This is a genomic window from Mycobacterium sp. 141, assembly GCF_000382405.1.
GTDB lineage: Bacteria > Actinomycetota > Actinomycetes > Mycobacteriales > Mycobacteriaceae > Mycobacterium.
Genome location: NZ_KB908257.1, coordinates 348,379 through 372,869, shown reverse-complemented (window position 1 = coordinate 372,869; position 24,491 = coordinate 348,379). Strand labels below are relative to the sequence as shown.

Sequence of the window (24,491 nt, the reverse complement as noted above, 5' to 3'; positions counted from 1 at the left end):
GGTTGAATCAGACCTAGTCACTCTCTTAGTTGCAGTAGCCTCCCGTCATGGAGAACGTCTGGATTCTGGGCGGATACCAGAGTGACTTCGCCCGCAATCTGACCCGCGAGGAGCTTGACTTCGCCGATCTGACTTGCGAAATCGTCGACAACACGTTGGCTGCAGCGAAAGTCGAGGCCGCCGACATCGGCGTGGTCCACGTCGCGAATGCGTTCGGCGAGTTGTTTGCTCACCAAGCACACCTCGGCGCGATGCCGGCTACCGTGCACGAGGGCCTCTGGGCGACTCCATCCTCGCGCCACGAAGCGGCCTGCGCGTCGGGCAGCATCGCCACCCTCGCCGGCGTCTCGGATCTACGCTCGGGGGCCTACGAAAGCGCGCTGGTCATCGGTGTCGAGTTGGAGAAAACTGTGCCCGGCGACATCGCCGCACGTCATCTCGGCACGGCAGCATGGACCGATCACGAGGGCACCGACGCGACGTTCTTGTGGCCATCGATGTTCTCTCAGATCGCCGACGAGTATGACCGTCGGTACGGCCTGCTCAGCGCTCATCTGGATGCCATTGCCACGCTGAATTTCCGCAACGCGCGAGCCAATCCGAATGCGCAGAGCCGTAATTGGACGCTGCCCGACTTGACCATCGACGACAACACCGCCAATCCCCTTGTGGAAGGCCGTATTCGGCACTCCGACTGCAGCCCGCTGACCGACGGCGGCGCAGGTGTGGTGCTGGCCACCGACGCGTTTCTGGACAACCATCGGCGAGCCAGACCTCTCGCGCGTATCGCCGGTTGGGGCCACCGCACAGTCGGTTTGGGACTGCGAGAGAAGTTGGACCGAGCTGACGCACCGGCGGACGGCGACCCGTACCTGCTACCCCACGTCCACAACGCAGTGCAGGACGCATTCGATCGGGCCCACGTCACGCTCGGCGATGTCGACGGTTTCGAGGTACACGACTGCTTCACCCCGAGCGAGTACCTGACCATCGACCACATCGGGCTGACCAGCCCGGGTGAGTCGTGGAAGGCCATCGAGAACGGGGAGATCGAGATCGGCGGCCGATTGCCGATCAACCCGAGCGGTGGGTTGATCGGCGGCGGGCATCCCGTAGGAGCCTCTGGAGTCCGCATGCTGGTGGATGCAGCCAAGCAGGTCAGTGGTAGGGCGGGCGGCTATCAGGTCGACGGGGCAAACACCTTCGGCACGTTGAACTTCGGCGGCAGCACCGCTACGACCGTCAGTTTCGTCGTCACACGAGGTTCGGTCGCGTGACCCTACACCCGGGGGCGCACGCACATTGCTGAACGAGGACTGGTCCAGTGGATTCCCAACGGGTCTTGGCGTGTCAGCGCATCCCAAGGCCGACGGCCGCACCGGAGGACCTGCTGCGGCTGCACCGATGGCGGATCTAAGTGCGGCCCAATGCCGTCAGCCGGATGCTCGGTCTACTCGGTGACGAATGGACCCTGCTGGTCGCCGCCGGGGATCACTGAGCGACCGGTGCGGAGAACCGTTGCGGGTGCGCGATATTGGGGTCGGTCAGCCCGCAGGTAGGTCAGCGATCGAGCCGGAATCTCAGATTGTTGCGCGCAGCAGGCCATTCGATGTCGAGGAGTGAGTACACCACAGTGTCCCGCCGCGAGCCGTCAGGCGCGATCTGGTGGCTGCGCAGTACCCCGTCCAGCTTGGCACCCAACCGCTCGATCGCGGCCCGGCTGGCGAAGTTGAAGAAATGGGTGCGGAATTCCACTGCTACGCAGTTCAATTCGTCGAAGGCGTGGCCGAGCAGCAGCAGCTTCGTCTCAGCGTTGACGCCGGTGCGACGAACATCCCGGACGTACCAGGTGTGGCCGATCTCCAGCCGGCGGTTGGGCCCGTCCACATGCAGATAGCTGGACGAGCCGACAAGCCGGCCGTCGAGCGCCCGGACCACGAAGCTCACCCCGTCGTCCGCGGCCCGCAGCTCCAGCATGCGCTCGACCCATTGCTCGGCCCTGCCGGGAGCCGGGGTCATGGTGTACCAGAACGTGCCCAGCTCACCGTCGGCAGCGACAGCGTCGATCTCCGGGATATGCGCACGGGTCAGCGGTTCCAGCCGTACCCACTGCCGGCCGGTCAGTTCCACCGGTTCGACGAATTCGCTCATGAGCTCATTTTCTTCCCCAGAGTGGACACCAACGCCCACACCGAACATGCCGCCGCGGCTACGGCCAGTCCCCCGCCGACATAGAGGCCGTAGCCCGCTGCGACCGGAGGTTTGACGTTGAGGGTGTAGTACCACCCGGTCACTGCGATCAGCAGGAGCGAAACCAGCAGCGCCGCAGCTGATGCCATCCGTTCGGACAGCCCACGCCCGGCCATGGCACCGGCCACGATCAGCGTGGAGGAGAGCAACACGATCAACTGCCCCGCGCCGAAACCCTGGCGAAGCACGATGCTGCCGACCGCTCCGCCGATCGCGTTGGCCCGGCCGCCGCCGTTGGCGCTCGTCGTCAACCACGGCAACCAGGCGACCACCACCAGAACGGCGGCGCACAGGGCTACCAGCCAACCTGGACGCAGACGCACCATAGCGACGAGACTATCGGGTGTGACGTTGCTACCGGACTGGGCCCGCAAGCTCGATCTGTCGCCACACCCGGAGGGCGGCTGGTACCGGGAGACCTGGCGCAGTGACCTGAGCGTGAGCGAGGCTGCGTTGCCCCCGGGCTACAACGGGCCGCGCAGTGCGGGTACGGCGATCCTGTTCCTGCTGATGCCCGGACAGCAGTCGGCCTGGCACACGGTGCGCAGTGCCGAACTGTGGTTCCACCACCGCGGTAGTCCACTGGTGCTGGAAATCGGTGTTGCACAGGACGACGCGGCGACGCACGTGCTCGGCCCCGACATCACGGCCCGGCAGCATCCGCAATTGCTGGTGCCGCCGGGCCACTGGCAGCGGGCGCGACCGCTGGATGACGAAGCAGCGCTGGTCAGTTGCGTGGTGGTGCCGGGCTTCGACTTCGCCGACTTCGCGTTGGGCGCGACGTCCGACTGAGCACACCCAACGCGGCGGGAGAACTGTCCGGAAGAACCGAGGTCAGTCCTGCAGTGACGACAGATTGAACGCGGCGCCGGTCAGATCGGCGACGGCCGCCAACCGGCCATACGGGGTGTTCAACGGCGAGCAGACATCCAAGTACGCGACACGCCGGTGTTGAGGTACCACCGCGTCTGCTCGGCGTAGAACGTTACGAGGCGCACAAGGACTTGAACTTGTTCAGGGAGTCCTGAATATCGCTGCGGAGCGCGGCCGCCACGACCATGCCGATCGGCCCGAACAGTGCCGGGCCGCCGAGATGCACGTCGAATGTCACCGTCGCCCCCTCGCCGCCATCGACCGCCGCCGGTTTGATCTTGCCGAGCAGCTTCACCTTGACCCCGCCCCGACCGTCGCCGTTGAGGGTCAGAGCCTCCGGCGGCCGGTAGTGCACGAGCGTCCACTTGATGCGGTTCAGCATGCCTTTGACCTCGACGATCGAGTCGAGGACGGTGCCCTTTTCCAGGGTCTCCGGCAGCTTCGACCGCCACGCCCGGTGAATGCTCAACCACTCGTCGTAGCGAGACAGATCCGAGGCGTACTCCCACGCCTTCTCCGGTGGCAGTGGAACGTCAACGGAGACAGAAAGTTTCGCCATAGGTTATTGCGTCGGCTCGTCCTTCTGGATGGCGTTCTTGGCGGCATCCTGCACCTTGTCCACAACGCTCGAGAATTTGCCGTCGGTCTTCTCGTCGAGCATGTCGCCTGCCTTGTCGATGGCGGTGTCCACCTTGTCGGCGTTCTGCGACAGCAGGTCTTTGGCCTTGTCCAGGAAACTCATGTGCCCACCCTATCGTCTGAGACTCGTCGGAAACGCAGGACGCATTTCGCTGCCAGTCTGCCGCGTCTCAGCTATCTCCACAAGCGACGCCGTTCACCCAGCACAGCACCCTGCACCCACCACAACACCTCGATGAGCACCGCACCGATCAGACCGATCCCGAGGGCAACCGAGCTCACCGCGAGATTGGACGGATCCAGCATGAACAGGCGCTGGGCCAGCGGCAGGGAAAAGATCACCACATAGGCCAGACCCGACACCACGACCAGAGCCACCCGCCACCACTGGTAGGGCCGTGCCACGACGGACAGCACCCACAGCGATGACACCAGCAACGTGATCAGGGCGGCAGTGGAGGCCTGCGTCTGTTCGGTTTCACTCGCCGCACGGCCTTGATACGCGATCAGATAGGACACAAACGTGGTAGTGCCCACCACCAGACCCGACGGCAAGGCCGCCGTCATGACGCGACGCACGAATCCCGGGTGGGCCCGCTCGGTATTGGGCGCCAGCGACAGGATGAACGCCGGGATGCCGATCGTGAACCAGGCGGCGATGGTGACGTGGATCGGCTGGAACGGGAACAACAGCGGATCAGTGCCGAAGAACCGCGACGACAACCCCGCGCACGCCACCAGGATGGCCAGCAGCACCGAGTAGACGGTCTTGGTCAGGAACAGATTCGACACCCGCTCGATGTTGCCGATCACGCGGCGACCCTCGCCGACCACGTAGGGCAGCGTCGCGAACTTGTTGTCCAGCAGCACGATCTGCGCCACAGCCCGCGACGCCGAACTACCCGACCCCATCGCGACGCCGATGTCGGCGTCCTTGAGCGCGAGCACGTCGTTGACGCCGTCGCCGGTCATCGCGACGTTGTGGCCGCGCGACTGCAGCGCATGCACCATCGCGCGCTTCTGGTCCGGCCGCACCCGGCCGAACGTGGTGTACTCCTCCAGCGTGTCGGCCAGCTCCTCGGGCTGCTCGGGCAGCCGGCGGGCATCCAGGGTCTCCCCGTGCAAGCCCAGCGTGGCGGCCACCGCACCCACCGACACCGCGTTGTCCCCGGAGATCACCTTGACCGTGACATGTTGCGAGGCAAAGTATTCCAGTGTGTCACGAGCGTCGGGCCGCACCCGCTGCTCCAGCACCACCAGAGCCACCGGGGTGACGACGCCCGGGGCCTGCGGCGCATCGACCGGCAGGTCGGAGGAGCCGAGCAGCAGCACCCGCAGTCCCTGCGCACCGATCTGCTCGGCTTCTTCTGCCACCGGAGAAGCCGGATCCAGCAATACATCCGGCGCACCGATCACCCAGTTGCCGTGCTCGCCATAGGATGCACCGCTCCATTTGGTCGCGGATTTGAACGGCGCCGTCGCGGTGGCCGTCCAGCCCGGCGGCATCCGGTACGCCTCGCCGATGGCGGCCATGCTGGCGTTGGGTCTGGCATCGTCGGCCGCGAGCTGGGCCAGTACGTCGGGCACGCCTTGGTGTTCAAGGGTCTTCAGATCGCTGACCCGCATGCCGTTCTCGGTCAGCGTGCCGGTCTTGTCGGCGCACACCACGTCGACCCGGGCCAGCCCCTCGATCGCAGGCAACTCGTTGACCAGGCACTGCCGACGGCCCAACCGCACCACCCCGACGGCGAACGCGATCGACGTCATCAGCACCAGGCCCTCCGGGACCATCGGCACCAGTGCACCGACCATGCGCAGTACCGCGTCATGCCAGTCCGCCCGGGTGGTGAACAGTTGCGTGTAGATGGTCAGCAGCCCGGCAGGCACCAGAAGATAGGTGATGAACTGCAGGATCTTGTTGATGCCGTTACGCAGTTCGGATTTGACCAGGGTGAACTTCGAGGCCTCTTCGGCAAGCTTGGCGGCATAGGCCTCGCGCCCGACTTTGGTGGCGCGGTAGGCCCCGGCGCCTGCCACCACGAAACTGCCGGACATCACGGTATCGCCGACGTGCTTGGTGATCGGATCGGCTTCGCCGGTGAGCAACGACTCGTCGACCTCAAGACTGGATTCCTCCAGAACCTCGCCGTCCACGACGATCTGGTCACCCGGCCCCAGCTCGATGACGTCGTCGAGCACGACCTCGCTGGGCAGCATGGGGCTGGACGCCTGCCCGGAAGAAGTGAGCCTGCGCACCTTGGGTTTCGCCTGCCCGACGATGGCCAGCTTGTCCAGAGTCTGCTTGGCCCGCAGCTCTTGGATGATGCCGATGGCGCTGTTGGCGATGATCAGCAGCCCGAACGCCCCGTTGATCACCGAGCCGGTCGACAACACGATGAGGAACAGCACACCCAGGATCGCGTTGATGCGGGTGAAGACGTTGGCCCGCACGATGTCCGAGACGCTGCGCGCGGCGCGGGTCGGCACATCGTTGGTCTTGCCTTCGGCAACCCGCTGGGCGACTTCGGCATCGGTCAGCCCAGCGGAGGTCATGGTCGTCACCGGTACTGAACTCTCCTCACGCAAGGGGTTCATCGGAACTTTCTCTCTTCGCGCAAGCGGCTCATCGGTGCTCATTCTCTTCGCGCAAGCGGCTCATCGGAAAAAAGTCCCCATTCCGTCCTCGTCGTAATACTCAAGTGTCAGCTTGTCACCATCGAACGTCGCCTTGGAAACCGTTCCCGGCGGGGCATTCTCGGTGACGAACATGAAGGTGAAGACGTCACCATCCCAATGCCCGAGGGGTACCCACAACTTCGACCCCAGCGCCAGCATCAACTTGCCATCGACCTCTGTGACGGTGGCGGGCCCCCAGTAGTCGTTGCGATACACGCCCGTATAGGCCGAAAGAGGCTTGGCAGGAGTCGGATTGGCGGGTGGGCGCTTGCCGAGCAGGGCTCCCTCGGGCGCATCCATCGACGCGAAGGCATTGGCGTAGAGCGTGCGCCAATCCTGACGTACCTCGCCGAACTGCACGAGGTCGGCGAATTCTGCGGTCAGGGTCTCGGGGATGCCCGTCGGAGGGGCGTTGGTCAACGCGACGATCGCGACATCCGCAGACGGAATGATGAGGAAGTTGGTGGCCGCTCCGAGATCGAACCCTCCGGAATGGCTGAACTGCATGCGGGCCGCCGAGGTCGAGCCGACATTGAATCCGTAGCCGTAGAAACCCGACCGCATCGCCGGTTCGGTGGCCCGGGCGGACACCGCCTGCGGCGTGACTGCCGGCAACAGCGCCTTGGGGTCCACGATCTGGCGTCCGTCGAAGTTGCCGTCAGCCAGCACCATCCTCAGCCAACGGGCCATGTCGTTGACCGATGAGCTGGCCCCACCGGCCGGGGACTGCGCGTCGGCGTCGCGCACGTACTGCGGCTCATAGCGATCCCCGATCCGGATGTGGCCGACGGCGCGGTCCGGCCGGGCGGCGTAGTCAGCGAAGCGTGAACTCGTCGCGTTCATCCCCAGCGGACGGTAGAGCACGTCCTGCGACAGATCCTCCCAGCTCCTGCCTGCCGCGGTGGCGACCGCTTCGGCAGCGGCGGTGAGACCGAAGTTGTTGTAGGCGTATGAGATCCGGAACGGCGCCAAGGGCAGCATGCGCAACCGGCCGATCACCTCACGACGGTCGTAGCCCAGGTCTTCGAGCTTGTCCCCGGCGTGATCGGGCAGCCCGGACCGGTGCGCGAACAGATCACCGACTGTGACCAGGCCGGTGGTGGTCGGATCGGACAGCGCGAACCACGGCAGTTTCGAGACGACGGGGGTGTCCCAACCGATCGCCCCAGTCCCGACTTGGTGTGCGACCACCGTGGCCGCCAGTGATTTGGACAGCGACGCCACCTGAAACACCGTGTCAGCGTCGACCCGATTGTCCGGACCGTCGCCGTTGCGCACGTCACGCACACCAAAACCCTTGGCATACACGGTTTTTCCACCGTGCACCACAGCGACCGCCAGCCCGGGGATACCGGACGAACGCATGAGCTCCGCGGCGATACCGTCGAGTTTGTCCACCGCTTTCGCCACGGCGTCATCGGGTAGCGGTAACGCCGGCACCAGCGGTGGCGGCACCTCACTGAGGTGCCGCGCAGGTTCGGAAGGCCCGGTGCAGCCGGTCAACAGGGCCAGCCCCAGTACAAGGCCGGCGAACGAACGAACGGTGTTCACAGCACGCGAGTATGCCCGCAATCCGGCGGGTATTCGGGGCAATGGCGCTACAGCTGCCACCACGGGTCCAGTGCGGGCGACTGATGATCGACCCGCTGTCCCGGCCGCGGTACCGCAACGTGGACGCCCGCCGGGCCCGCGGCGGCCAGCAACCGCTGTACCGGCTCGGCCCACGGATGCGGCGCCAGCCGGAACGTTGCCCAGTGGATCGGCACCAGCAGCCCGGACTCCGTGATGTCCAGGTGAGCGCGCACCGCTTCCTCCGGGTTCATGTGAATATCCGGCCATGCCGGGTGGTAGGCCCCGACCGGCAGCAACGTCAGATTGAAAGGTCCGTGGTCCGCACCGATCTCGGCAAAACTCTTGGTATAGCCGGTATCCCCGCCGAAGAATGCGCGGTGCCGCGGTCCGGCGATTACCCACGACGCCCACAGCGTGGTGTTGCGGCGCAACGTCCGCCCGGAGAAGTGTCGGGCCGGCGTGCACACCAGGGTCAGCTCACCGATGCGGTGGCTTTCGTTCCAGTCCAACTCGACGATGCGCGACTCCGGGATACCCCACTTGCGCAGATGCGCGCCGATCCCCAGCGGCACCACGAACGGTGCCCGCTGGGTGCGGACCAGCCCGACGACGGTGTCGATGTCGAGATGGTCGTAATGGTCATGGCTGATCAGCACCGCATCGATCGCGGGCAGTTCGTCCAGCGCCAGAGGCGGTTCGTGCAGCCGCTGCGGCCCGACGACGCGCGACGGCGAGCAGCGGCGACTCCAGATCGGATCGGCCAGCACCCGATACCCGTCGACCTCGACCAGCACACTGGAATGGCCGTACCAGGACACCGCCGACTCGCCCGCCGGCCCGTCGACCGGTTCGGCCAGCGGAATCGGGCCGACCGGCCAGCTGGAGCCCCGGCCGTTCTGCTCCTCGCGTGCGCCCCGGCCGTACTGCTCCTCGCGTGCGCCCCGGCCGTACTGCTCCTCGCGTGCGCCCCGGCCGTACTGCTCCTTGTTCTTACGTGCGCGGCGGGAGCCGAACATCTCGCTGATCAGCAGACGCCGCGCCTCGCGGTCCATGCTGATGCCCGGCGACGCCGGTTCGATGTTGACGAAGGCCTCGCCGGTGTACTGCGGGGACCGCTGGACCACCGGTCGGATCTCCCGCGGGCTGGCGCCCACGGCCGCCGCCGTGCCGCTCAGCGCACGCAGCAGCCAGCCACCGGCGAGCAGCGAGGTGGACCGGACTCCGAACCGCAGCGCGGCGCGCAGCACCTCAGGCCCCGGTGAAGTTCGGTGGCCGCTTCTGCAGCCGCGCCACCTGCGCCTCGATGACGTCGCCGCTGGACCACGCCTTGTCGAACAGTTCTTTGTGCTCAGGCCACTGCTCTTCGTAGGCACCGTCATCGTTGAGCACCCGTTTGGCGTGCCGCAGCGCCAGCGGCGCAAAGCCGGCGATCTCTGCGGCCCACTTCTGCGCGTCGACCAGCGTGCCGATGCGGTTGGCCATACCGGTCAGCAGTGCCGTTTCGGCCGTGAGCTTCTCGGCCGCCAGCAGCATGCCGCGGGCCCGACCGTAGCCGACCAGCGAAGTCAGTCGGCGGATACTCCAGTTATCAAGAGCCAGGCCGTATTTGGCAACGGGAAACTGGAAGTACGCGGAGGTGTCCACCACCCGCAGGTCGCAGATCATGGACAGGATCACCCCGGCGCCGATCGCGGGGCCGTTGATGGCGCCGATAACCGGCACCGGCGTCTTGTCGATCGCGAGGTTCAGGGCCAGAGCTTTGTCGGGCAGTTTCTCGGCCATCCCCGTCGCGTCGGTCAGGTCGGCACCGGAGCTGAACACCGGGCCCTGGCCGGTCAGCACGATCGCGCGGACATCCTCGCCGGCTGCGCTTTCGACCGCTTCACGCAACCTGTCGACGAGTTCGCAGTTCAGCGCGTTGCGCCGCTCTTGACGTTGTAACTCCAGAGTCAGGACATTGCCGTCTCGGGTGACACCAATCATGTCGCCAGCCTAACCATCTACTCCGGGGTCGCGACCGCGCACAGTTCTCGCCGCTGACCGGCGGCCAGCCGTCTGGCAAACCGATGACCTTCGCCGCCACTGCGGGTGGGCGGCGCGTCGGGTTAGCCTTCTGCCGTGAGTCGGATCGGGGCCCTTGCGCTACGTGATGCCGTGCTGGACGAAGGTTCGTTCCGGAGCTGGGACGCGCCACCACTGGAGGCCGCTGCCAGTGACGAGTACCGGCGCGAATTGGCGCAGGCGCAGGCGAAGACCGGCCTGGACGAGTCGGTGATCACCGGGGAGGGCACGGTGTTCGGCCGTCGCGTCGCGGTCCTGGCCTGCGAATTCGACTTCCTGGCCGGGTCGATCGGGGTGGCCGCCGCCGAACGGATCACCGCGGCGGTCGCCCGCGCGACGGCTGAAGGGCTACCGTTGCTGGCCTCGCCGAGCTCGGGCGGCACGCGGATGCAGGAGGGCACCGTCGCGTTCCTGCAGATGGTCAAGATTGCCGCCGCCGTCGAGCTGCACAAGCGGGCCCATCTGCCCTACATCGTCTACCTGCGCCATCCCACCACCGGCGGGGTGTTTGCCTCGTGGGGATCACTGGGTCACGTCACCGCCGCCGCACCCGGCGCGCTGATCGGGTTCCTCGGGCCCCGGGTGTACGAGCAGCTCTACGGTGAGAAGTTCCCTGCCGGCGTGCAGACCGCGGAGAACCTCTTCCAGCACGGCGTCATCGACGGCGTGGTGCCGGTGGAGGCGCTGCGCGCGGTGTTGCACCGCACCCTGACGGTGATGTGCGACTCCCCCGGGGCGCCGCCACCCGAACCGCCGCCACCCGAACCGCCGCCGGCGTCACCGCCCGACGTGCCGGCCTGGGATTCGGTGACCGCGTCACGGCGGCCGGACCGGCCCGGTGCCGAGTACGTGCTGAAGCACGGTGCCACAGACCGCGTGCTGCTGTCGGGTACCGGTGGCGGTTCGGGGCAGATGCTGCTGGCGCTGGCACGCTTCGGTGGACAGCCCGCCGTGGTGCTCGGCCAGCAGCGCATCGGCATGGTCGGTCCGGCGGCGCTGCGCGAGGCCCGGCGCGGCATGGCGCTGGCCGCCGACTTGCGCCTACCGCTGGTGTCGATGATCGACACCGCGGGCCCGGCCTTGTCGGCCGAAGCGGAGGAGGGCGGCCTCGCCGGCGAGATCGCCCGCTGCCTGGCCGAATTGGTGACGCTGGAAGTACCGACGGTGTCGGTACTGCTGGGCCAGGGCAGTGGCGGGCCGGCGCTGGCGATGGTGCCCGCCGACCGAGTGCTGGCCGCCGCCAACGGCTGGCTGGCTCCGCTGCCACCCGAGGGGGCCAGTGCGATCGTGTTCCGCGATACCGCACATGCCCCGGAATTGTCTGCCGCACAAGGTATCCGGTCCACGGATCTGTTGCATAACGGGATCGTCGACGCCGTCGTGGCCGAGCGGCCGGACGCCGCCGACGAGCCGGCCGAATTCACCGCCCGGCTGTCGGCGACCATCGCCGGTGAACTGCACCGGCTGCGCACCGTACCCGACGCCGAGCGGATCGGCATGCGGCTGCACCGCTACCGACGGATCGGATTGCCCGGCTGACCGTGAAAGCGCCCCGCAGGGTATGCCGCACCCGACGCCGAGGTTTACGCTCGTAACGTGGCGGCGCGTTTTGCGCGGATGTTCCGCCCTGGTGTTACGTAGGGGCGGCGCCCATCCCCTGTCCCGATGGCATCCTGGGGTGGTGGAGCCGATGCTGCAGTTCGCCGGAAACTTCTGGTGGCTGATCTTTCCGCTCGGCGGCGCGATCGGCGGTGGGATCAAAGCGGTCGCCGCCGCCAACGAACGCCGGGCCGAGCGTCGCCTGGAGCGCTACCGCATCAAGCAGCAGACCAAGATCGAGCTGGCCCGCGCCGCAGGTAGCGCCAAGATGTCGGACTCGGCCGCGCAGCGCGAACTCAAGAAGCTGCTCGAACAGCACGACAGCACCAACGCCCGGTGGCTGGACTACGAGATCGACATCGCCAAGCTGCTGGATTTCCCGCTCATGACCGATATGCGTGAGCCGCTGACCATCGCCTTTCACAAGGCGCGCAGCCGCGCGGAGTGGCTGCGTCCCGACAAACTCGAGGACATGCTCGGCGACCGTGACGCCCAATTGGAGTATCGCGACGCTGTGCACGAGTACACCTCGGCATTCGACGTCGCCGAGGCCGAGGCAATCCGGCGGCGGCGCAGCGATTTCTCCCCAGAGGACCAGGAGCGGCTGGCGCGCGCCCAGCAGCTGCTCAGACTTGCCTCCGATGCAGCGGCCACGCCGCAGGAGCGGCAGAACGCCTACAGCAAGGCGCGCCGGGAACTCGACGGATTGTTCGTGCTGCCGGCCACCGCCCGGGCAGCCATCGAACGTCGGATCGCCGGCGAACTCGAAGCGTGAGCGCCCGGACCACGGCATCGCCCCATGCGGCGACGATCGCGACGACGAGAACCAGTTCGAAAAGGCTGTGCACCGGGATCCAGAACCGCGGACGCAATCGGCGTCACAGTCCACACCGCCTGCCGGTTATCGCCGTGCGACACCATGAATGCATGACCGAGTCAAGCACCTGTGGTCGACCAGACGGTATGGGGCGGCTGGAGCAATTGCGCGTGTGCCTATCGGGTAGCCTGGCGTCAGGGCTAACACTGCTGTTGAGGGGGAGCAATGTCAAAGTCTCTGAAGGTCGATCCGACACACCTGCTCATGTCGGCTGATCACCTTGATATGCACGAAGCTGAGCACACCCAAGTTCACGACTCGGCAAACGCCGATATCGATGCAGCAAGTTCCGGGTGGGTCGGATCGTCCGGTGAGGCGATCAAGGACAAGATTGGTCACCTGCAAACCGTTGCCAACCACATCAGCAACGAGCTGAGCCACCACCGCGATGCGTTCCGTCACATCGGACACAAGTACGAGACGCTTGACGAAGATGCTGCGGCCGATCTGGTCCGCATCCGTCAAAATCTCTGATGTCACTCACACTCGCCGACGTCCAACGGTGGAGTTCAGGGCAGGTCCGCGAGGTCTCGACAGCACTGGACGCCACATCTACCTCGATGGACGGTGTTAGAGACGGACTGCGGGCTCTCCCCCACCTAGGGACATGGAGCGGTCAGGCGGCCGACGCGGCCAACGGCAGCCTCGACAAACTCAACACTTACCTCGTTGGCCATATCGCCGCACGGCAGGAAGCATCGAAGGTCATCTCTACTGCTGCTGACGAGATCGATGCACTCAAGACATTCTTGCAAGACGTCCTGGACCTCGCACGGGGCAAGTTCGATATCAACCTCGAAACCGGCACCGTCACCCCCATCACCGACGAAGTCAACCAGGACGATCTTGACTACATCACCACCACCCTTCACCAGCTTCTCGCCTCGGCAGAGATGATCGACCGCGAACTAGCCCGAACATTCCTGACTGGCGCTGGGAACTGGAGAACGCGATTCCGTTCGCGCCGGACCCGTTCACACAGCACACCACGAAACTGGTAGACCCTGCGAACCCGATCGGTTCTATCCCGACAGTCAGCGAGGGACGATGATCACCTTCACCAAACCGAGCGGCCGCCGCGTCTTGTGGTCTCTCGCCGCGGTCGTAGTGACCTGTTGCATTCTCGCTGGTGTTGCGGTCTGCATCGGATTCATTGTCAATCACGAAGGCCCAGAACCCATATCCACCGGGGAGACCGTTCGACTGGCAATCATGTGCCTCACGCTGTGGGGACCGATGTACCTAGTTATCGCCTGGCCGCTCAGCGTTCCATTCATGGCGGCGGTAACCGCCCTCGTCGCTTGCGCCCGCACTGGCGGCAAAGATGATGCTGAGGTGGCGGAGGTGAACAGGCCGGAAGCGCAATAGTTGCTCCTTCGTCAGCTGCGGCACTGGCCGAAAACTCGACGCCGCAGTGCTTTCCACCGAACAGACGACAGGACGCAATCGAGATGATCCGCCTGGCCTGTACGAAACGTCACTACGTCAGGCCAGTGAGTCGACCCAGGCACGATGCAGCTCGGCGTAGTGGCCGTCGCGGTCGATGAGCTCGGACGGCGGGCCGTCCTCGAGGATGCGTCCGTGTTCGAGCACCAGCACCCGGTCTGCGACCTGCACTGTGGACAACCGGTGGGCGATCACCAACGCGGTGCGGTCTGCGAGCACGGTTTCCAGTGCTCGCTGCACCATCCGCTCGCTGGGGACATCGAGTGATGACGTGGCCTCGTCGAGGATCAGCACCGCCGGATCGGCCAGGAACGCCCGGGCGAACGCCACGAGTTGACGTTGTCCCGCCGAGAGCCGACCACCGCGCTTGGCGACGTCGGTGTCATACCCGTCGGCCAGCGCGTCGATGAACCGGTCCGCGCCGACCGCGGTCGCGGCCGCCCGCACCTGCGCGTCGGTGGCATCTGGGCGGCCGAACCGGATGTTGTCGGCCACGGTGCCCTCGAACATGAAGTTCTCCTGGGTGACCATCACTATGTGCCGGCGTAGCTCGGACTGCGACAGGTCACGCAGGTCCACACCGTCGAGTGTCACCGTTCCCGAGGTCGGATCGTAGAACCGGGCGATCAGTTTGGCGATCGTGGTCTTGCCGGCACCGGTGGTGCCCACCAGAGCCACCGTCTGCCCTGCCGGCACCCGGAGATCCAGCCCCGGCAGCACCGTCGGGCCGGGGGCATAGCCGAATGTCACATCGCGAAACTCGATGTCGCCCTTGATGTTCGACAGATTGACCGGATGTTGTGGGTCGGCGATGCCGGGAGGCTCGGTCAGTACACCGGCCAACTTCTCCAGCGCCGACGAGGCCGATTGGAAGGTGTTGAAGAATTGCGAGATCTCCTGCATCGGCTCGAAGAACATCCGCAGGTACAGCAGGAACGCCGCGAGCGTGCCGACCGTCATCTCACCGTGCAGTACCCGGGAACCGCCGTAGAGCAGCACCACGCCCGTGGTGATGTTGCCGACGAGTTTGACGCCCGGCATGAAGATCGCCAGCAGCTTGAACGTCTTCTCGTTGATCGCGCGATACTCATCGGCGATGTCGGAGAAGATCTCCTGGTTGCGCGGCTCACGGCGGTAGGCCTGCACGGCCTTGATGCCCGTCATGGTCTCGACGAACTGCACGATCACCAGTGCGGCACTTTCGCGCACCAGCCGGTAGGTCTTGGCTGACTCGTTGCGGAACCACCACACCAGCGCCACCAGGATCGGGAAGGCCGCCAGGCACATCAGGCCCAGCCGCCAGTCCAGCGCCACCAGCAGAATCGCCGTTCCGAACAGCGTCAGCGCCGCGGTGATCAGGCTGTCGAAACCGGTCTCCAGCATGTCCTGGATGGCCTCGACATCGTTGGTCGAGCGACTGACCACGCGGCCCGACGTGTAGCGGTCGTGGAAAGCGACATCGAGACGCTGGAAATGCCGGAACACGCGACGGCGCAATTCCAGCAGCACCTTCTGCCCGATCCGGCCGGAGCGGCGCAGGAAGAACATCCGGCTGACCGCCTGCACCACGACGACCGCGCACAGGGTGCCGACGATGACCATCAGCTCGTGTGCCGAACCGCCGTCGACGATGGGCGGGATGCCGCGGTCGATGCCGCGTTGCACGAGCAGCGGGACAGCAAGGCGCGCAGCGTTTTCCACCACGACGACCAGCGCCAGCACGGCAACGGTCCACCGGTAGGGCCGCAGGAGCGAGCCGAGCAATGCCCGTGCTTCGCGGCGCCGCGGCACACTCTCGTCGATGGGCAGGTCGTCGTCGGCGTCGTCCTTGATGCGCCCGCGCCAGCCGTCGGCCTCGACCGCGGTCATCGATTCCCACCTCCGATCGTCACGGGCTCGTCGTCGGCGGCCAGCAGGTAGCGGTACTGCGGCACCTCGGCAAGTAGTTCGGCGTGCGTGCCGACGTGCGTGATCGCCCCGGCCCCGGCACTTCCCGTCGCTTTGCTCGCCCCGGCCAGCAGCGCGACCTTGTCCGCGAGCAGCACCGTCGACGCCCGGTGCGCGACCACGATGCCGGTGACATCCCGCAGGATGCGGCCCAGCGCCTCGGTCACGGCGGCCTCGGTGTGCACGTCGAGCGCCGACAGCGTGTCGTCGAGCACCAGGATCTTAGGCCCGGCCAGGATCGCGCGGGCCAGCGAAAGCCGTTGTCGCTGACCACCGGACAGGCTCATGCCCTGCTCGCCGATGCGGGTGTCGAGGCCGAACGGCAGATCGTAGACGAATCGCGCGGCCGCGACGTCGATGGCCTGCGCGAGTTCCTCGTCCGTCGCTCGGGGGCGCCCCAGCCGCAGGTTCTCGGCCACCGACATGGAGAACAACGTCGGATCCTCGAACGCGGTGGCCACCGTCGCGCGCAGCGCGGGTAGGCTCAGCTCCCGAATGTCCTTGCCGTCGATGAGGATCTGCCCCTCGGTGACGTCGTAGAGCCGGGAGAACAACGCGGCCAGCACCGACTTGCCCGAACCGGTCGCACCGACCAGCGCCACCGTCTCACCCGGCTCGACGGTCAAGTCGACGTGCCGCAGCACCCACGCGTCGTTGTCGGGGAACCGGAAACCGACGTCACGCAGTTCAAGCCGGCCACCATGCGGTGCCACGTCGTGCGGGCCATCGGTGATCTCCCGTGGCGCATCGAAGATCTCGGCGATCCGGTTGGCCGCGGTGAACGATTCCTGGGTCATCGACAGCAAGAACCCCAGCGACGCGATCGGCCACACCAGCGACAGCATCATCGTGATGAACGCGACCAGCGTGCCCATGGTGACGTCGCCGTGACCGGCAGCGTACGCACCGAGCCCCAGCACGACGATGAGCGTCAGGTTGGGGATGACCTCAAGCAGGGTCCAGAATTTCGCCGATACCGTCACCCGGTCGACCTGGGTGTCGTGCAGCCGGCTGGCCTGCTCGTCGAACCGGCCGTACGCGTAGTCCTCGCGACCGAACGACTTCACGACGCGCATACCCAACGCCGACTCCTCGACATGCGTTGCGACATGGCCGGTCTGGTCTTGCGCAAGCCTCGACAGCCGGGTGTACTCACGTTCGAAATGGAGAACGGTGGCCGCGATCGGCACGATCGACACCAGCACCACAACCCCGAGCGGCCAGTACATGGCCAGCAGAATCGAGGTGACCACCACGATCTGCAGCGCGTTGAGGATCAGGAACACCAGCCCGAACGACAGGAACCTGCGGATGGTGGACAGATCGTTCATCACCCGCGACAGCAGCTGCCCGGACTGCCAACGACCGTGGAAACTCATCGGCAGCACCTGCAGCCGCGCATAGAGATCCTTGCGGATATCGGCCTCGACGCCCATGGTGGCCCGCGCCACCAGCCAGCGGCGGATGAACCACAACACGGCCTCGGAGACGCCGACACCCAGCGCGGCCGCGCCCAGCAGCCACAGGCCGTGCTGATCCTGGTGCCGCACCGGGCCGTCGATCACGGCCTTGGTCATCAGTGGGATCGCCACCGTGGCGCCCAGGCTGACCACCGCGACCACGAGCATCCCGATCCAGCGCGTCCGGTACGGCAGGAGATACGGCAGCAGCCGCCACAGATCCGAGCTGCCATGAATCCGCGCCGGTCGGTCAGCGATCGCCGGCGCGGAACGAAGAGCATCTGCTACGGATTCAGCCACTAGTTCCCTATTTTCCCATCTGTTGCAATCGATTTACCGCACGCTGCTGAGCACCGATCACGTCGTTGACCGTGCCCACACCCATGAGCCTCACCGTAAAACCTCAACAATTGATGAGGTCAACGACTTCCCGGGCGCGGCTCAGATGAAACCGAAGTACCCGATCACCCCGGCCGCGGCGACCACGACAAGGGGATTGACCTTGGTGAGCAGGAACACTGCGGTGCATACCGCCGTGACGCTGTAGGCCCGCCAGTCGTGGTCGGCGGCCCGGCTCATGACCAGCGACGTGGCCAGGATCAGCCCGACCGTCAAGGGCGCGAAGCCCTTCTCGACGGCCCGGCGCAGCTTGGATCGCTCGGCCCTCTGCCAGAACAGCGTGACGACGTAGACGAACGTGGCGGCGGGGAGCACCATCGCCGCCATCGAGAGGACACCGCCGATGATCGCGCCGGGAATCCCGGCTGCCTGCAGACCGGCCCCGTAGCCGACCATCGACACGATCAGGATGCTCGGCCCCGGCGCGGTCTGGGAAATCGAGAAAAGGTCCGCGAACTGGCCGTTGGTGAGCCAATGCCTGCCGTTGACAGCGTGCATGTGCATTTCCGGCAGAACCACGTTGCCGCCGCCGATGGACAGCAACGACAGCATGCCGAACAGCCCGATCAGCTGCGCATACGTAGCCAACGCGTGAGTATTCACGCCGACCTCATGCGCGATCCGCCGCCGGCTGCGCGCCGGCGTCCCGTGGCCACGCCCAGATCAAGCTGATCGGCGCCAGGATCGCCAGTGTCCCCAGCAGCGGGAACCGCAGCACGCCGTTGAGCACGAACGCACCCGCGAACAGCAGCACCGGCACCACCCCGATGAGGCACTTCTGCCCGGTCTTGATCACCATCGTCAGCGTCAGGGCCACCGCGGCGGCCGAAGCCCCGTGCAGCACACCCTTGACCGCGGGCACCTCTTTGAACCGGAAGTACGCGAACGACAGCGCCAGCACGATGAGCAGCGGCATGGCGCACAGCCCGAGCACCGCGGCGGCGGCACCGGCCATACCGCGCATCTTGGTGCCGGCGAATACCGCCATGTTGACCTGGTTGGCGCCGGGCAGGATGCGGCACATCGTCATCGCGGACAGGAATTCGGCCTCGCCGAGCCACCCCTTCTCCACCACCAGCACCTCGCGCGACCAGGCCGACAACCCGCCACCGAACGAGGCCAGCGCGATGTGGTTGAACGTCCACGCCAGGTCGAACAGCGAAACGCGCTGTACCGGAGGGTCGAGCTGCTCACTCATGGACCAGATCGGGGTCGTGCGGGAAATCGTCCTCGTGATGGCGCGACGGGTCGAGCGGGTCCGGCGGCTCGTAATGGTGCGAGATTTCCCAGTCGGCGTCGAACACCTGACCCAATTCCTTGATAGCGGCCGGATCCTCGACCGTGATGCCCAATTCACGACGCAGGTCGAAGGCGCTGCGGTCGATGTTCATCGAACCGACCAGGGCCTGCTTGTCGTCGACGATGACGAGCTTGGCGTGCACCCGCAGGTTCTTCTGTTTGCGTACCTTCACCCCGAACCGGCGCAGGGTCCGCAGCGAGGCGAAGGTGTCGAGGATGTCCCAGTCGCTGATCCCGTGCCGGCCGCCGCACAGCACGTGGACGTGGACCCCGCGGCCCACCGCTGCGGCGATGTGGTCGAGGATCACGGCGTCGACGTACTTGGGATGCTGGATCCGCAGCCGATTCTCGGCGGTGTCGATGAGTTTCGCCATGTGATAGCGCGAATTCGAGTTGCTCCACAGCAGCCCGCGATAGACCGTGGGCTCCCAGTCGGTGTGGGACCAGTCCGCGTCGAAAACCTCGACGATCTGGGCCACCTGCTCACTGTCGGTGGTGATGACGCCGTAGTCGCGGGTGAGCGTGAAGTACTTCTCGCACAAGTTGAAAGTGGCCACCAACGCGGATTGCCCGTCCACCACGATCGACTTCTCGTGTGTCACATAGAACGTCGGATTGGACCACTGCACGCTCACGCCGGCACGCGAGAATTGTTCGAACGTCTCGTCATTGGCCCGATCCCCGCCGGAACGTTGCGGGTTGAGCATCACCCGCACCGCGACCCCGGCCCGGTGCCGTTCGATCACCGCGGCCACCAACGACGGCTCTGTGAAAGTGAACTGCTTGACGAGCAGTGACTTCTGCGCCGAGGCGATGAAGTCCCGGACAGGTTGCACACCATCGTCGGGTTGAACGATGATCCGCGGCGACACAGGCAGCATAAGGGCCGGATGCTAGCACCGAATGGTTTCGAGGAGACGTGCCTGCGGCAATCGGGCGTGGTCATCGGGCAAGATGTCGGGCATGGACAGTGCTGCCGGCGGTGTGGGTTCCCCCCGAGTGCTCGTGGTGGACGACGACCCCGACGTTCTCGCCTCACTGGAACGCGGGTTGCGGCTGTCCGGGTTCGAGGTGTCGACAGCAGTCGACGGCGCCGAAGCGTTGCGCAGCGCCACCGAAACCCGGCCGGACGCCATCGTGCTCGACATCAACATGCCCGTGCTCGACGGTGTCAGCGTGGTGACCGCGCTGCGCGCGATGGACAACGATGTTCCGGTGTGCGTGCTTTCGGCGCGCAGCAGCGTTGACGACCGGGTGGCCGGGCTGGAGGCGGGTGCCGACGACTATCTCGTGAAACCGTTCGTGCTGGCCGAGTTGGTGGCACGAGTCAAGGCCCTGCTGCGCCGGCGCGGCTCGTCGGCAACGTTCTCGTCGGAGACGATCCAGGTGGGTCCGCTGGAAGTGGACATCCCGGGCCGGCGCGCACGGGTCAACGGGATCGACGTCGATCTGACCAAGCGCGAATTCGACCTGCTGGCCGTGCTGGCCGAACACAAGACCGCGGTGCTGTCGCGGGCCCAGTTGCTCGAGCTCGTCTGGGGTTACGACTTTGCCGCCGACACCAACGTCGTCGACGTGTTCATCGGATATCTGCGCCGCAAGATCGAGGCCGGCGGCGCACCCCGATTGTTGCACACCGTGCGCGGTGTGGGCTTCGTCCTGAGGACCCAGTAACGCCATGACGAGCGCTTGCGCGAGGAATCAACGGCCGATGACGAGCGCTTGCGCGAGGAATCAACGGCCGATGACGAGCGCTTGCGCGAGGAATCAACGGCCATGAGCCCACTCACCCGGATCTTCCGCCGCACCCCTTCGCTGCGGACTCGGGTGGCGTTCGCGACGGCGATCGGTGCGGCCATCGTCGTCGTCATCGTCGGAACCATCGTGTGGGTCGGCATCACCAACGACCGCAAGGAGCGGCTGGACCGCCGCCTCGACGAAGCGGCCGGGTTCGCTGTCCCGTTCCTGCCGCGCGGTCTGCACGAGATCCCGCGCTCCCCCAACGAACAGGACGCCGTCATCACCGTCCGGCAGGCCGGCGACGTCACCTCCAATTCGACGGTGGTGCTGCCCGAGCTGCCCGCCGGATACGCCGACACCTACATCGACGGCGTGCGTTGGCGCGTGCGCACGGTGCAGATCCCCGCACCGGGGCCGATGTGGGTGGCCGTCGGCGCCACTTACGATGCCACCATCGCCGACACCAACAACCTGCACCGTCGGGTGATCGTGATCTGCGTGCTCGCCATCGGCGCAGCGACCGTACTGGGCTGGGTGCTGACCGCTTTCGCGGTGCGTCCGCTCAAACGCCTCGCCCAGCAGACCCGCCAAATCGACGCTGGCGACGAGGCACCCGATGTCGAAGTCCGCGGTGCCACCGAGGCCGTCGAGATCGCCGACGCCGTCAACGGCATGCTCCAGCGCATCTGGTCCGAGCAGGACCGCACCAAGGCCGCACTGGCCTCGGCGCGCGACTTCGCCGCGGTGTCGGCACATGAGTTGCGGACGCCACTCACTGCGATGCGCACCAATCTGGAGGTGTTGGCGACCCTCGATCTGCCCGACGAGCAGCGCGAGGAAGTCGTTAACGACGTCATCCGCACCCAGTCCCGGATCGAGGCGACGCTGGGCGCGCTGGAACGGCTCGCCCAGGGGGAGCTGACCACGACCGACGACCACGTCACCGTCGACATCACCGAGCTGCTGGACCGGGCCGCTCACGATGCCAGGCGGATATACCCGGATCTCGATGTGTCCCAAGCCCCGACACCCACGGTCATCATCGTCGGACTGCCGACAGGGCTGCGTCTCGCGGTGGACAACGCCATCGCCAACGCCGTCAAACACGGCGGGGCCACCCGCGTGCAACTGTCGGCTGTGAGCTCACGCGCCGGGGTGGAGATCGCCATCGACGACGACGGTGTCGGCGTGCCCGAGGAGGAACGAACGGTGGTGTTCGACCGGTTCTCGCGAGGCTCGACGGCGTCCCGCTCGGGTTCGGGCCTCGGCCTGGCACTGGTGGCCCAGCAGGCTGAGTTACACGGCGGGACAGCCAGTTTGGAATCGAGCCCCCTGGGTGGTGCCCGGCTGATACTGCGCCTGCCGGGGCCTCACTAGCCCGGCACGAGCCCGGCCCCCGTCAGCGAACAGCGAGCAGATCGATGACGAAGATCAGCGTCTTGCCTGACAGCCTGTGTCCGGAACCGGCGGGCCCGTATGCCTGCGCGGGCGGGATAACCAGTTTGCGACGTCCACCGACCCGCATGCCCGGGATGCCGTCCTGCCAGCCCTGGATCAGTCCGCGCAGCGGGAACTCGATCGACTCGCCGCGATTCCACGAGCTGTCGAATTCCTCGCCGGTGTCGTACTCGACGCCGAGGTAGTGCACCTCGACGTTTCCACCAGGCACCGCCTCGGCACCGTCGCCGACCACCAGGTCGGTGATCACAAGTTCGGCGGGAGCCGGACCGTCCGGAAATTCGATCTCAGGTTTTGTACTCACCGGACCAACCGTAGTCGGGCAGACTGGCCGGGTGGCCAAAGACCAGGACATCCTCGCCGAAGTTCACCGACTCGTCGCCGAGGAGCAGGAGCTGCGGGCCAGACTGCAGCGTAGGGAAATCGACGAAACCGATGAGCGTCAGCGGCTGCAAACGCTGGAGGTCGCCCTCGACCAGTGCTGGGACCTGCTGCGGCAACGCCGGGCATTGCGCGAGACCGGGCACGACCCGCGGGAGGCCCAGGTGCGTCCGGCCGACGAGGTCGAGCGCTACCGGGGCTGAGCAGGCGAGTCGATGACCGAGAACCCATTCGATGCCGTCATCGTCGGCGGCGGGCACAACGGCCTGGTGGCCGCTGCGTACCTGGCCCGTGCGGGACGTCGGGTGCAGGTGCTCGAACGCCTGGACCACGTGGGTGGGGCAGCGGTGTCCGCGTACGCCTTCGACGGCGTGGATGCTCGGCTGTCGCGTTATTCGTATCTGGTCAGCCTGCTGCCGCAGCGCATCGTCGACGATCTCGGCGCCCGGATCCGGCTGGCTCGGCGCAGCTCCGCGTCCTATAGCCCTGATCCCGGCACCGGCGGACGGACCGGCCTGCTCATCGGGCCTCACTCGTCGTTCGCTGCCATCGGGGCCGAGGCCGACGCTGCCGGTTTCGATGAGTTCTATCGCCGCACGTCGTTGATCACCAAGAAGATCTGGCCGACGCTGTTACAGCCGCTGCAGACGCGGACCCAGCTGCGCAGCCGGATACTGGCCGGCCAGGACAGCGATGCCGCGGCGGCCTGGGAGGCACTGATCGACCGGCCGATCGGCGCGGCGATCACCGAAGCGGTCGACAACGATCTGGTCCGCGGGGTGCTCGCCACCGACGCCCTGATCGGCACCTTCGCCGACGTGGACGATCCCACGCTCATCCAGAACATCTGCTTTCTCTATCACCTGGCAGGTGGCGGCACTGGCGACTGGGATGTCCCGATCGGCGGTATGGGCGCGGTCACCGGGGCGCTGGCCGCCGCGGCGGAGGGATTCGGCACCGAAATCGTCACCGGCGCCGACGTTTACTCGGTCACACCGGATGGCGAGGTGCACTACCGCAAGGACGGGGCAGCGCGCCGGGTCGGGGCCGACGTGGTGCTGGCCAACGTGACCCCCACGGTGCTGGCGGGACTGCTCGGCGAACCGGCGCCCGAGACCGCGCCGGGCGCACAGGTGAAGGTCAACCTGATGCTGCACCGACTGCCTCGGTTGCGCGACGAGAACGTGACGCCGCAGCAGGCTTTCGGCGGCACGTTTCACATCAACGAGACGTACAGCCAGCTCGGAAATGCCTATCGCACAGCGGCCGACGGCGCGGTGCCCGATCCGCTGCCGTGTGAAATCTACTGCCATTCGCTCACAGATCCGACGATCTTGTCCGAGCAACTGCGCACCGCGGGCGCCCAGACGTTGACGGTGTTCGGCCTGCACACGCCACACGCGCTGGCAGCGGGTGACCCCGACCGCATGCGCGACAGGTTGACCTCTGCTGTTCTTAATTCACTGAATTCTGTTCTGGCCGAACCGATCCAGGATGTCCTCATGGAGGATTCGGCGGGCCGGTTGTGCATCGAGGCGAAGACCACCGCCGACCTGGACGCGACGCTGGGCATGACGGCGGGCAACATCTTCCACGGCGCGCTGCGTTGGCCGTTCGCCGAGGACGACGAGCCACTGGACACCCCGGCGCGCCGCTGGGGCGTGGCCACTGCCCATGACCGGATCTTGTTGTGCGGCTCCGGATCCCACCGAGGCGGTGCGGTCTCGGGTATCGGCGGGCACAACGCGGCGATGGCCGTGTTGGAGGCCTGACGCGGCAGCGTCGATGCAACCCTGACGCGGCAGCGTCGATAC

The 24,491-nt window shown here is 66.4% G+C and carries 26 protein-coding genes; 11 read left to right on the top strand and 15 right to left on the bottom strand.

The window, feature by feature from the left end:
• The first annotated feature begins 47 nt into the window (after nt 1-47).
• Nucleotides 48-1,277 (top strand): acetyl-CoA acetyltransferase, encoded by a 1,230-nt coding sequence (locus H276_RS0107085; RefSeq protein ID WP_019970607.1) that lies wholly within the window; start codon nt 48-50, stop codon nt 1,275-1,277.
• Between the two features lie 283 nt (nt 1,278-1,560).
• Here the strand turns inward: H276_RS0107085 and H276_RS0107075 are convergent, their stop codons facing one another.
• Together H276_RS0107075 and H276_RS0107070 are read right to left on the bottom strand one after the other, a co-directional pair.
• Nucleotides 1,561-2,151: a GNAT family N-acetyltransferase gene (locus tag H276_RS0107075; RefSeq protein WP_019970606.1), complete on the bottom strand. Its 591-nt coding sequence runs from the start codon at nt 2,149-2,151 to the stop codon at nt 1,561-1,563.
• Nucleotides 2,148-2,576 carry a hypothetical protein gene (locus H276_RS0107070; protein WP_019970605.1) on the bottom strand — a complete coding sequence of 143 codons (429 nt, stop codon included), beginning with the start codon at nt 2,574-2,576 and terminating at the stop codon, nt 2,148-2,150. The genes H276_RS0107075 and H276_RS0107070 overlap by 4 nt, the downstream gene beginning before the upstream one ends.
• 19 nt (nt 2,577-2,595) lie before the next feature.
• On the opposite strand from H276_RS0107070, the gene H276_RS0107065 reads away from it, so the two are divergent.
• Nucleotides 2,596-3,042: a cupin domain-containing protein gene (locus H276_RS0107065; RefSeq protein WP_019970604.1), complete on the top strand. Its 447-nt coding sequence runs from the start codon at nt 2,596-2,598 to the stop codon at nt 3,040-3,042.
• Between the two features lie 42 nt (nt 3,043-3,084).
• Here the strand turns inward: H276_RS0107065 and H276_RS25510 are convergent, their stop codons facing one another.
• The 7 genes from H276_RS25510 to H276_RS0107030 form a co-directional block, all read right to left on the bottom strand.
• Nucleotides 3,085-3,213, bottom strand: coding sequence for a hypothetical protein (locus tag H276_RS25510; protein WP_019970603.1), 129 nt, complete (start codon nt 3,211-3,213; stop codon nt 3,085-3,087).
• A gap of 22 nt (nt 3,214-3,235) precedes the next feature.
• Nucleotides 3,236-3,682: an SRPBCC family protein gene (locus H276_RS0107055; protein WP_019970602.1), complete on the bottom strand. Its 447-nt coding sequence runs from the start codon at nt 3,680-3,682 to the stop codon at nt 3,236-3,238.
• Nucleotides 3,683-3,685: 3 nt separating this feature from the next.
• Nucleotides 3,686-3,865: an antitoxin gene (locus H276_RS0107050; RefSeq protein ID WP_019970601.1), complete on the bottom strand. Its 180-nt coding sequence runs from the start codon at nt 3,863-3,865 to the stop codon at nt 3,686-3,688.
• Nucleotides 3,866-3,936: 71 nt separating this feature from the next.
• Nucleotides 3,937-6,315 (bottom strand): cation-translocating P-type ATPase, encoded by a 2,379-nt coding sequence (locus H276_RS0107045; RefSeq protein ID WP_196807857.1) that lies wholly within the window; start codon nt 6,313-6,315, stop codon nt 3,937-3,939.
• 102 nt (nt 6,316-6,417) lie between these two features.
• Complete coding sequence (locus H276_RS0107040) at nt 6,418-7,989, bottom strand: serine hydrolase (RefSeq protein ID WP_019970599.1); 1,572 nt, start codon at nt 7,987-7,989, stop codon at nt 6,418-6,420.
• Nucleotides 7,990-8,036: 47 nt separating this feature from the next.
• Nucleotides 8,037-9,257, bottom strand: coding sequence for an MBL fold metallo-hydrolase (locus H276_RS0107035; RefSeq protein ID WP_019970598.1), 1,221 nt, complete (start codon nt 9,255-9,257; stop codon nt 8,037-8,039).
• A gap of 1 nt (nt 9,258) precedes the next feature.
• Complete coding sequence (locus tag H276_RS0107030; RefSeq protein WP_019970597.1) at nt 9,259-9,993, bottom strand: enoyl-CoA hydratase; 735 nt, start codon at nt 9,991-9,993, stop codon at nt 9,259-9,261.
• Nucleotides 9,994-10,128: 135 nt separating this feature from the next.
• Between H276_RS0107030 and H276_RS0107025 the strand changes: the two genes are divergently transcribed.
• From H276_RS0107025 to H276_RS22670, 5 genes are all read left to right on the top strand, one after another.
• Nucleotides 10,129-11,610, top strand: coding sequence for a carboxyl transferase domain-containing protein (locus tag H276_RS0107025; RefSeq protein WP_026356679.1), 1,482 nt, complete (start codon nt 10,129-10,131; stop codon nt 11,608-11,610).
• A 151-nt stretch (nt 11,611-11,761) separates the two neighbouring features.
• Nucleotides 11,762-12,445: a hypothetical protein gene (locus tag H276_RS0107020; protein WP_196807856.1), complete on the top strand. Its 684-nt coding sequence runs from the start codon at nt 11,762-11,764 to the stop codon at nt 12,443-12,445.
• A 267-nt stretch (nt 12,446-12,712) separates the two neighbouring features.
• Nucleotides 12,713-13,021, top strand: a complete 309-nt coding sequence (locus H276_RS0107015; RefSeq protein ID WP_019970594.1) for a WXG100 family type VII secretion target — start codon at nt 12,713-12,715, stop codon at nt 13,019-13,021.
• Nucleotides 13,021-13,548, top strand: coding sequence for a hypothetical protein (locus tag H276_RS0107010; protein WP_019970593.1), 528 nt, complete (start codon nt 13,021-13,023; stop codon nt 13,546-13,548). The genes H276_RS0107015 and H276_RS0107010 overlap by 1 nt, the downstream gene beginning before the upstream one ends.
• Before the next feature lie 46 nt (nt 13,549-13,594).
• Nucleotides 13,595-13,915, top strand: a complete 321-nt coding sequence (locus H276_RS22670) for a hypothetical protein (RefSeq protein WP_019970592.1) — start codon at nt 13,595-13,597, stop codon at nt 13,913-13,915.
• Nucleotides 13,916-14,032: 117 nt separating this feature from the next.
• On the opposite strand, the gene H276_RS0107000 is transcribed toward H276_RS22670, so the two are convergent.
• From H276_RS0107000 to H276_RS0106980, 5 genes are all read right to left on the bottom strand, one after another.
• Entirely contained in the window at nt 14,033-15,862 is a 1,830-nt protein-coding gene (locus H276_RS0107000; RefSeq protein ID WP_019970591.1) for an ABC transporter ATP-binding protein, read from the bottom strand.
• Nucleotides 15,859-17,700, bottom strand: coding sequence for an ABC transporter ATP-binding protein (locus H276_RS22665; protein ID WP_019970590.1), 1,842 nt, complete (start codon nt 17,698-17,700; stop codon nt 15,859-15,861). The genes H276_RS0107000 and H276_RS22665 overlap by 4 nt, the downstream gene beginning before the upstream one ends.
• Before the next feature lie 141 nt (nt 17,701-17,841).
• Nucleotides 17,842-18,402: a chromate transporter gene (locus H276_RS0106990; RefSeq protein WP_019970589.1), complete on the bottom strand. Its 561-nt coding sequence runs from the start codon at nt 18,400-18,402 to the stop codon at nt 17,842-17,844.
• Nucleotides 18,403-18,409: 7 nt separating this feature from the next.
• The gene (locus tag H276_RS0106985) at nt 18,410-18,997 is read right to left on the bottom strand and encodes a chromate transporter (protein WP_019970588.1); all 588 of its coding nucleotides are present in this window, start codon (nt 18,995-18,997) and stop codon (nt 18,410-18,412) included.
• Nucleotides 18,990-19,979 carry a phosphatidylserine/phosphatidylglycerophosphate/cardiolipin synthase family protein gene (locus tag H276_RS0106980; protein ID WP_019970587.1) on the bottom strand — a complete coding sequence of 330 codons (990 nt, stop codon included), beginning with the start codon at nt 19,977-19,979 and terminating at the stop codon, nt 18,990-18,992. Before H276_RS0106980 ends, H276_RS0106985 begins: the two co-directional genes overlap by 8 nt.
• A 73-nt stretch (nt 19,980-20,052) precedes the next feature.
• On the opposite strand from H276_RS0106980, the gene prrA reads away from it, so the two are divergent.
• Entirely contained in the window at nt 20,053-20,772 is a 720-nt protein-coding gene (prrA, locus tag H276_RS0106975) for a two-component system response regulator PrrA (RefSeq protein ID WP_019970586.1), read from the top strand.
• Nucleotides 20,773-20,874: 102 nt separating this feature from the next.
• Entirely contained in the window at nt 20,875-22,215 is a 1,341-nt protein-coding gene (locus tag H276_RS0106970; RefSeq protein ID WP_026356675.1) for a HAMP domain-containing sensor histidine kinase, read from the top strand.
• Nucleotides 22,216-22,237: 22 nt separating this feature from the next.
• Here the strand turns inward: H276_RS0106970 and H276_RS0106965 are convergent, their stop codons facing one another.
• The gene (locus tag H276_RS0106965; RefSeq protein ID WP_019970584.1) at nt 22,238-22,600 is read right to left on the bottom strand and encodes an FKBP-type peptidyl-prolyl cis-trans isomerase; all 363 of its coding nucleotides are present in this window, start codon (nt 22,598-22,600) and stop codon (nt 22,238-22,240) included.
• 31 nt (nt 22,601-22,631) lie between these two features.
• Here H276_RS0106965 and H276_RS0106960 point away from each other — a divergent pair, with 31 nt between their 5' ends.
• On the top strand, nt 22,632-22,880 hold the full coding sequence (locus H276_RS0106960; protein WP_019970583.1) for a DUF2630 family protein: 249 nt from the start codon (nt 22,632-22,634) through the stop codon (nt 22,878-22,880).
• 12 nt (nt 22,881-22,892) lie between these two features.
• Nucleotides 22,893-24,449 (top strand): NAD(P)/FAD-dependent oxidoreductase, encoded by a 1,557-nt coding sequence (locus tag H276_RS0106955; RefSeq protein WP_019970582.1) that lies wholly within the window; start codon nt 22,893-22,895, stop codon nt 24,447-24,449.
• Nucleotides 24,450-24,491: the final 42 nt, after the last annotated feature.

Bases quoted from the DNA above. Each gene is read 5' to 3' on its own strand.
- H276_RS0107085 (WP_019970607.1), top strand. From the start codon at position 48: ATGGAGAACGTCTGGATTCTGGGCGGATACCAGAGTGACTTCGCCCGC.
- H276_RS0107075 (WP_019970606.1), bottom strand. From the start codon at position 2,151: ATGAGCGAATTCGTCGAACCGGTGGAACTGACCGGCCGGCAGTGGGTA.
- H276_RS0107070 (WP_019970605.1), bottom strand. From the start codon at position 2,576: ATGGTGCGTCTGCGTCCAGGTTGGCTGGTAGCCCTGTGCGCCGCCGTT.
- H276_RS0107055 (WP_019970602.1), bottom strand. From the start codon at position 3,682: ATGGCGAAACTTTCTGTCTCCGTTGACGTTCCACTGCCACCGGAGAAG.
- H276_RS0107050 (WP_019970601.1), bottom strand. From the start codon at position 3,865: ATGAGTTTCCTGGACAAGGCCAAAGACCTGCTGTCGCAGAACGCCGAC.
- H276_RS0107045 (WP_196807857.1), bottom strand. From the start codon at position 6,315: ATGACCTCCGCTGGGCTGACCGATGCCGAAGTCGCCCAGCGGGTTGCC.
- H276_RS0107030 (WP_019970597.1), bottom strand. From the start codon at position 9,993: ATGATTGGTGTCACCCGAGACGGCAATGTCCTGACTCTGGAGTTACAA.
- H276_RS0107020 (WP_196807856.1), top strand. From the start codon at position 11,762: ATGCTGCAGTTCGCCGGAAACTTCTGGTGGCTGATCTTTCCGCTCGGC.
- H276_RS0107015 (WP_019970594.1), top strand. From the start codon at position 12,713: ATGTCAAAGTCTCTGAAGGTCGATCCGACACACCTGCTCATGTCGGCT.
- H276_RS0107010 (WP_019970593.1), top strand. From the start codon at position 13,021: ATGTCACTCACACTCGCCGACGTCCAACGGTGGAGTTCAGGGCAGGTC.
- H276_RS22670 (WP_019970592.1), top strand. From the start codon at position 13,595: ATGATCACCTTCACCAAACCGAGCGGCCGCCGCGTCTTGTGGTCTCTC.
- H276_RS0107000 (WP_019970591.1), bottom strand. From the start codon at position 15,862: ATGACCGCGGTCGAGGCCGACGGCTGGCGCGGGCGCATCAAGGACGAC.
- H276_RS0106985 (WP_019970588.1), bottom strand. From the start codon at position 18,997: ATGAGTGAGCAGCTCGACCCTCCGGTACAGCGCGTTTCGCTGTTCGAC.
- H276_RS0106980 (WP_019970587.1), bottom strand. From the start codon at position 19,979: ATGCTGCCTGTGTCGCCGCGGATCATCGTTCAACCCGACGATGGTGTG.
- prrA (WP_019970586.1), top strand. From the start codon at position 20,053: ATGTCGGGCATGGACAGTGCTGCCGGCGGTGTGGGTTCCCCCCGAGTG.
- H276_RS0106970 (WP_026356675.1), top strand. From the start codon at position 20,875: ATGAGCCCACTCACCCGGATCTTCCGCCGCACCCCTTCGCTGCGGACT.
- H276_RS0106955 (WP_019970582.1), top strand. From the start codon at position 22,893: ATGACCGAGAACCCATTCGATGCCGTCATCGTCGGCGGCGGGCACAAC.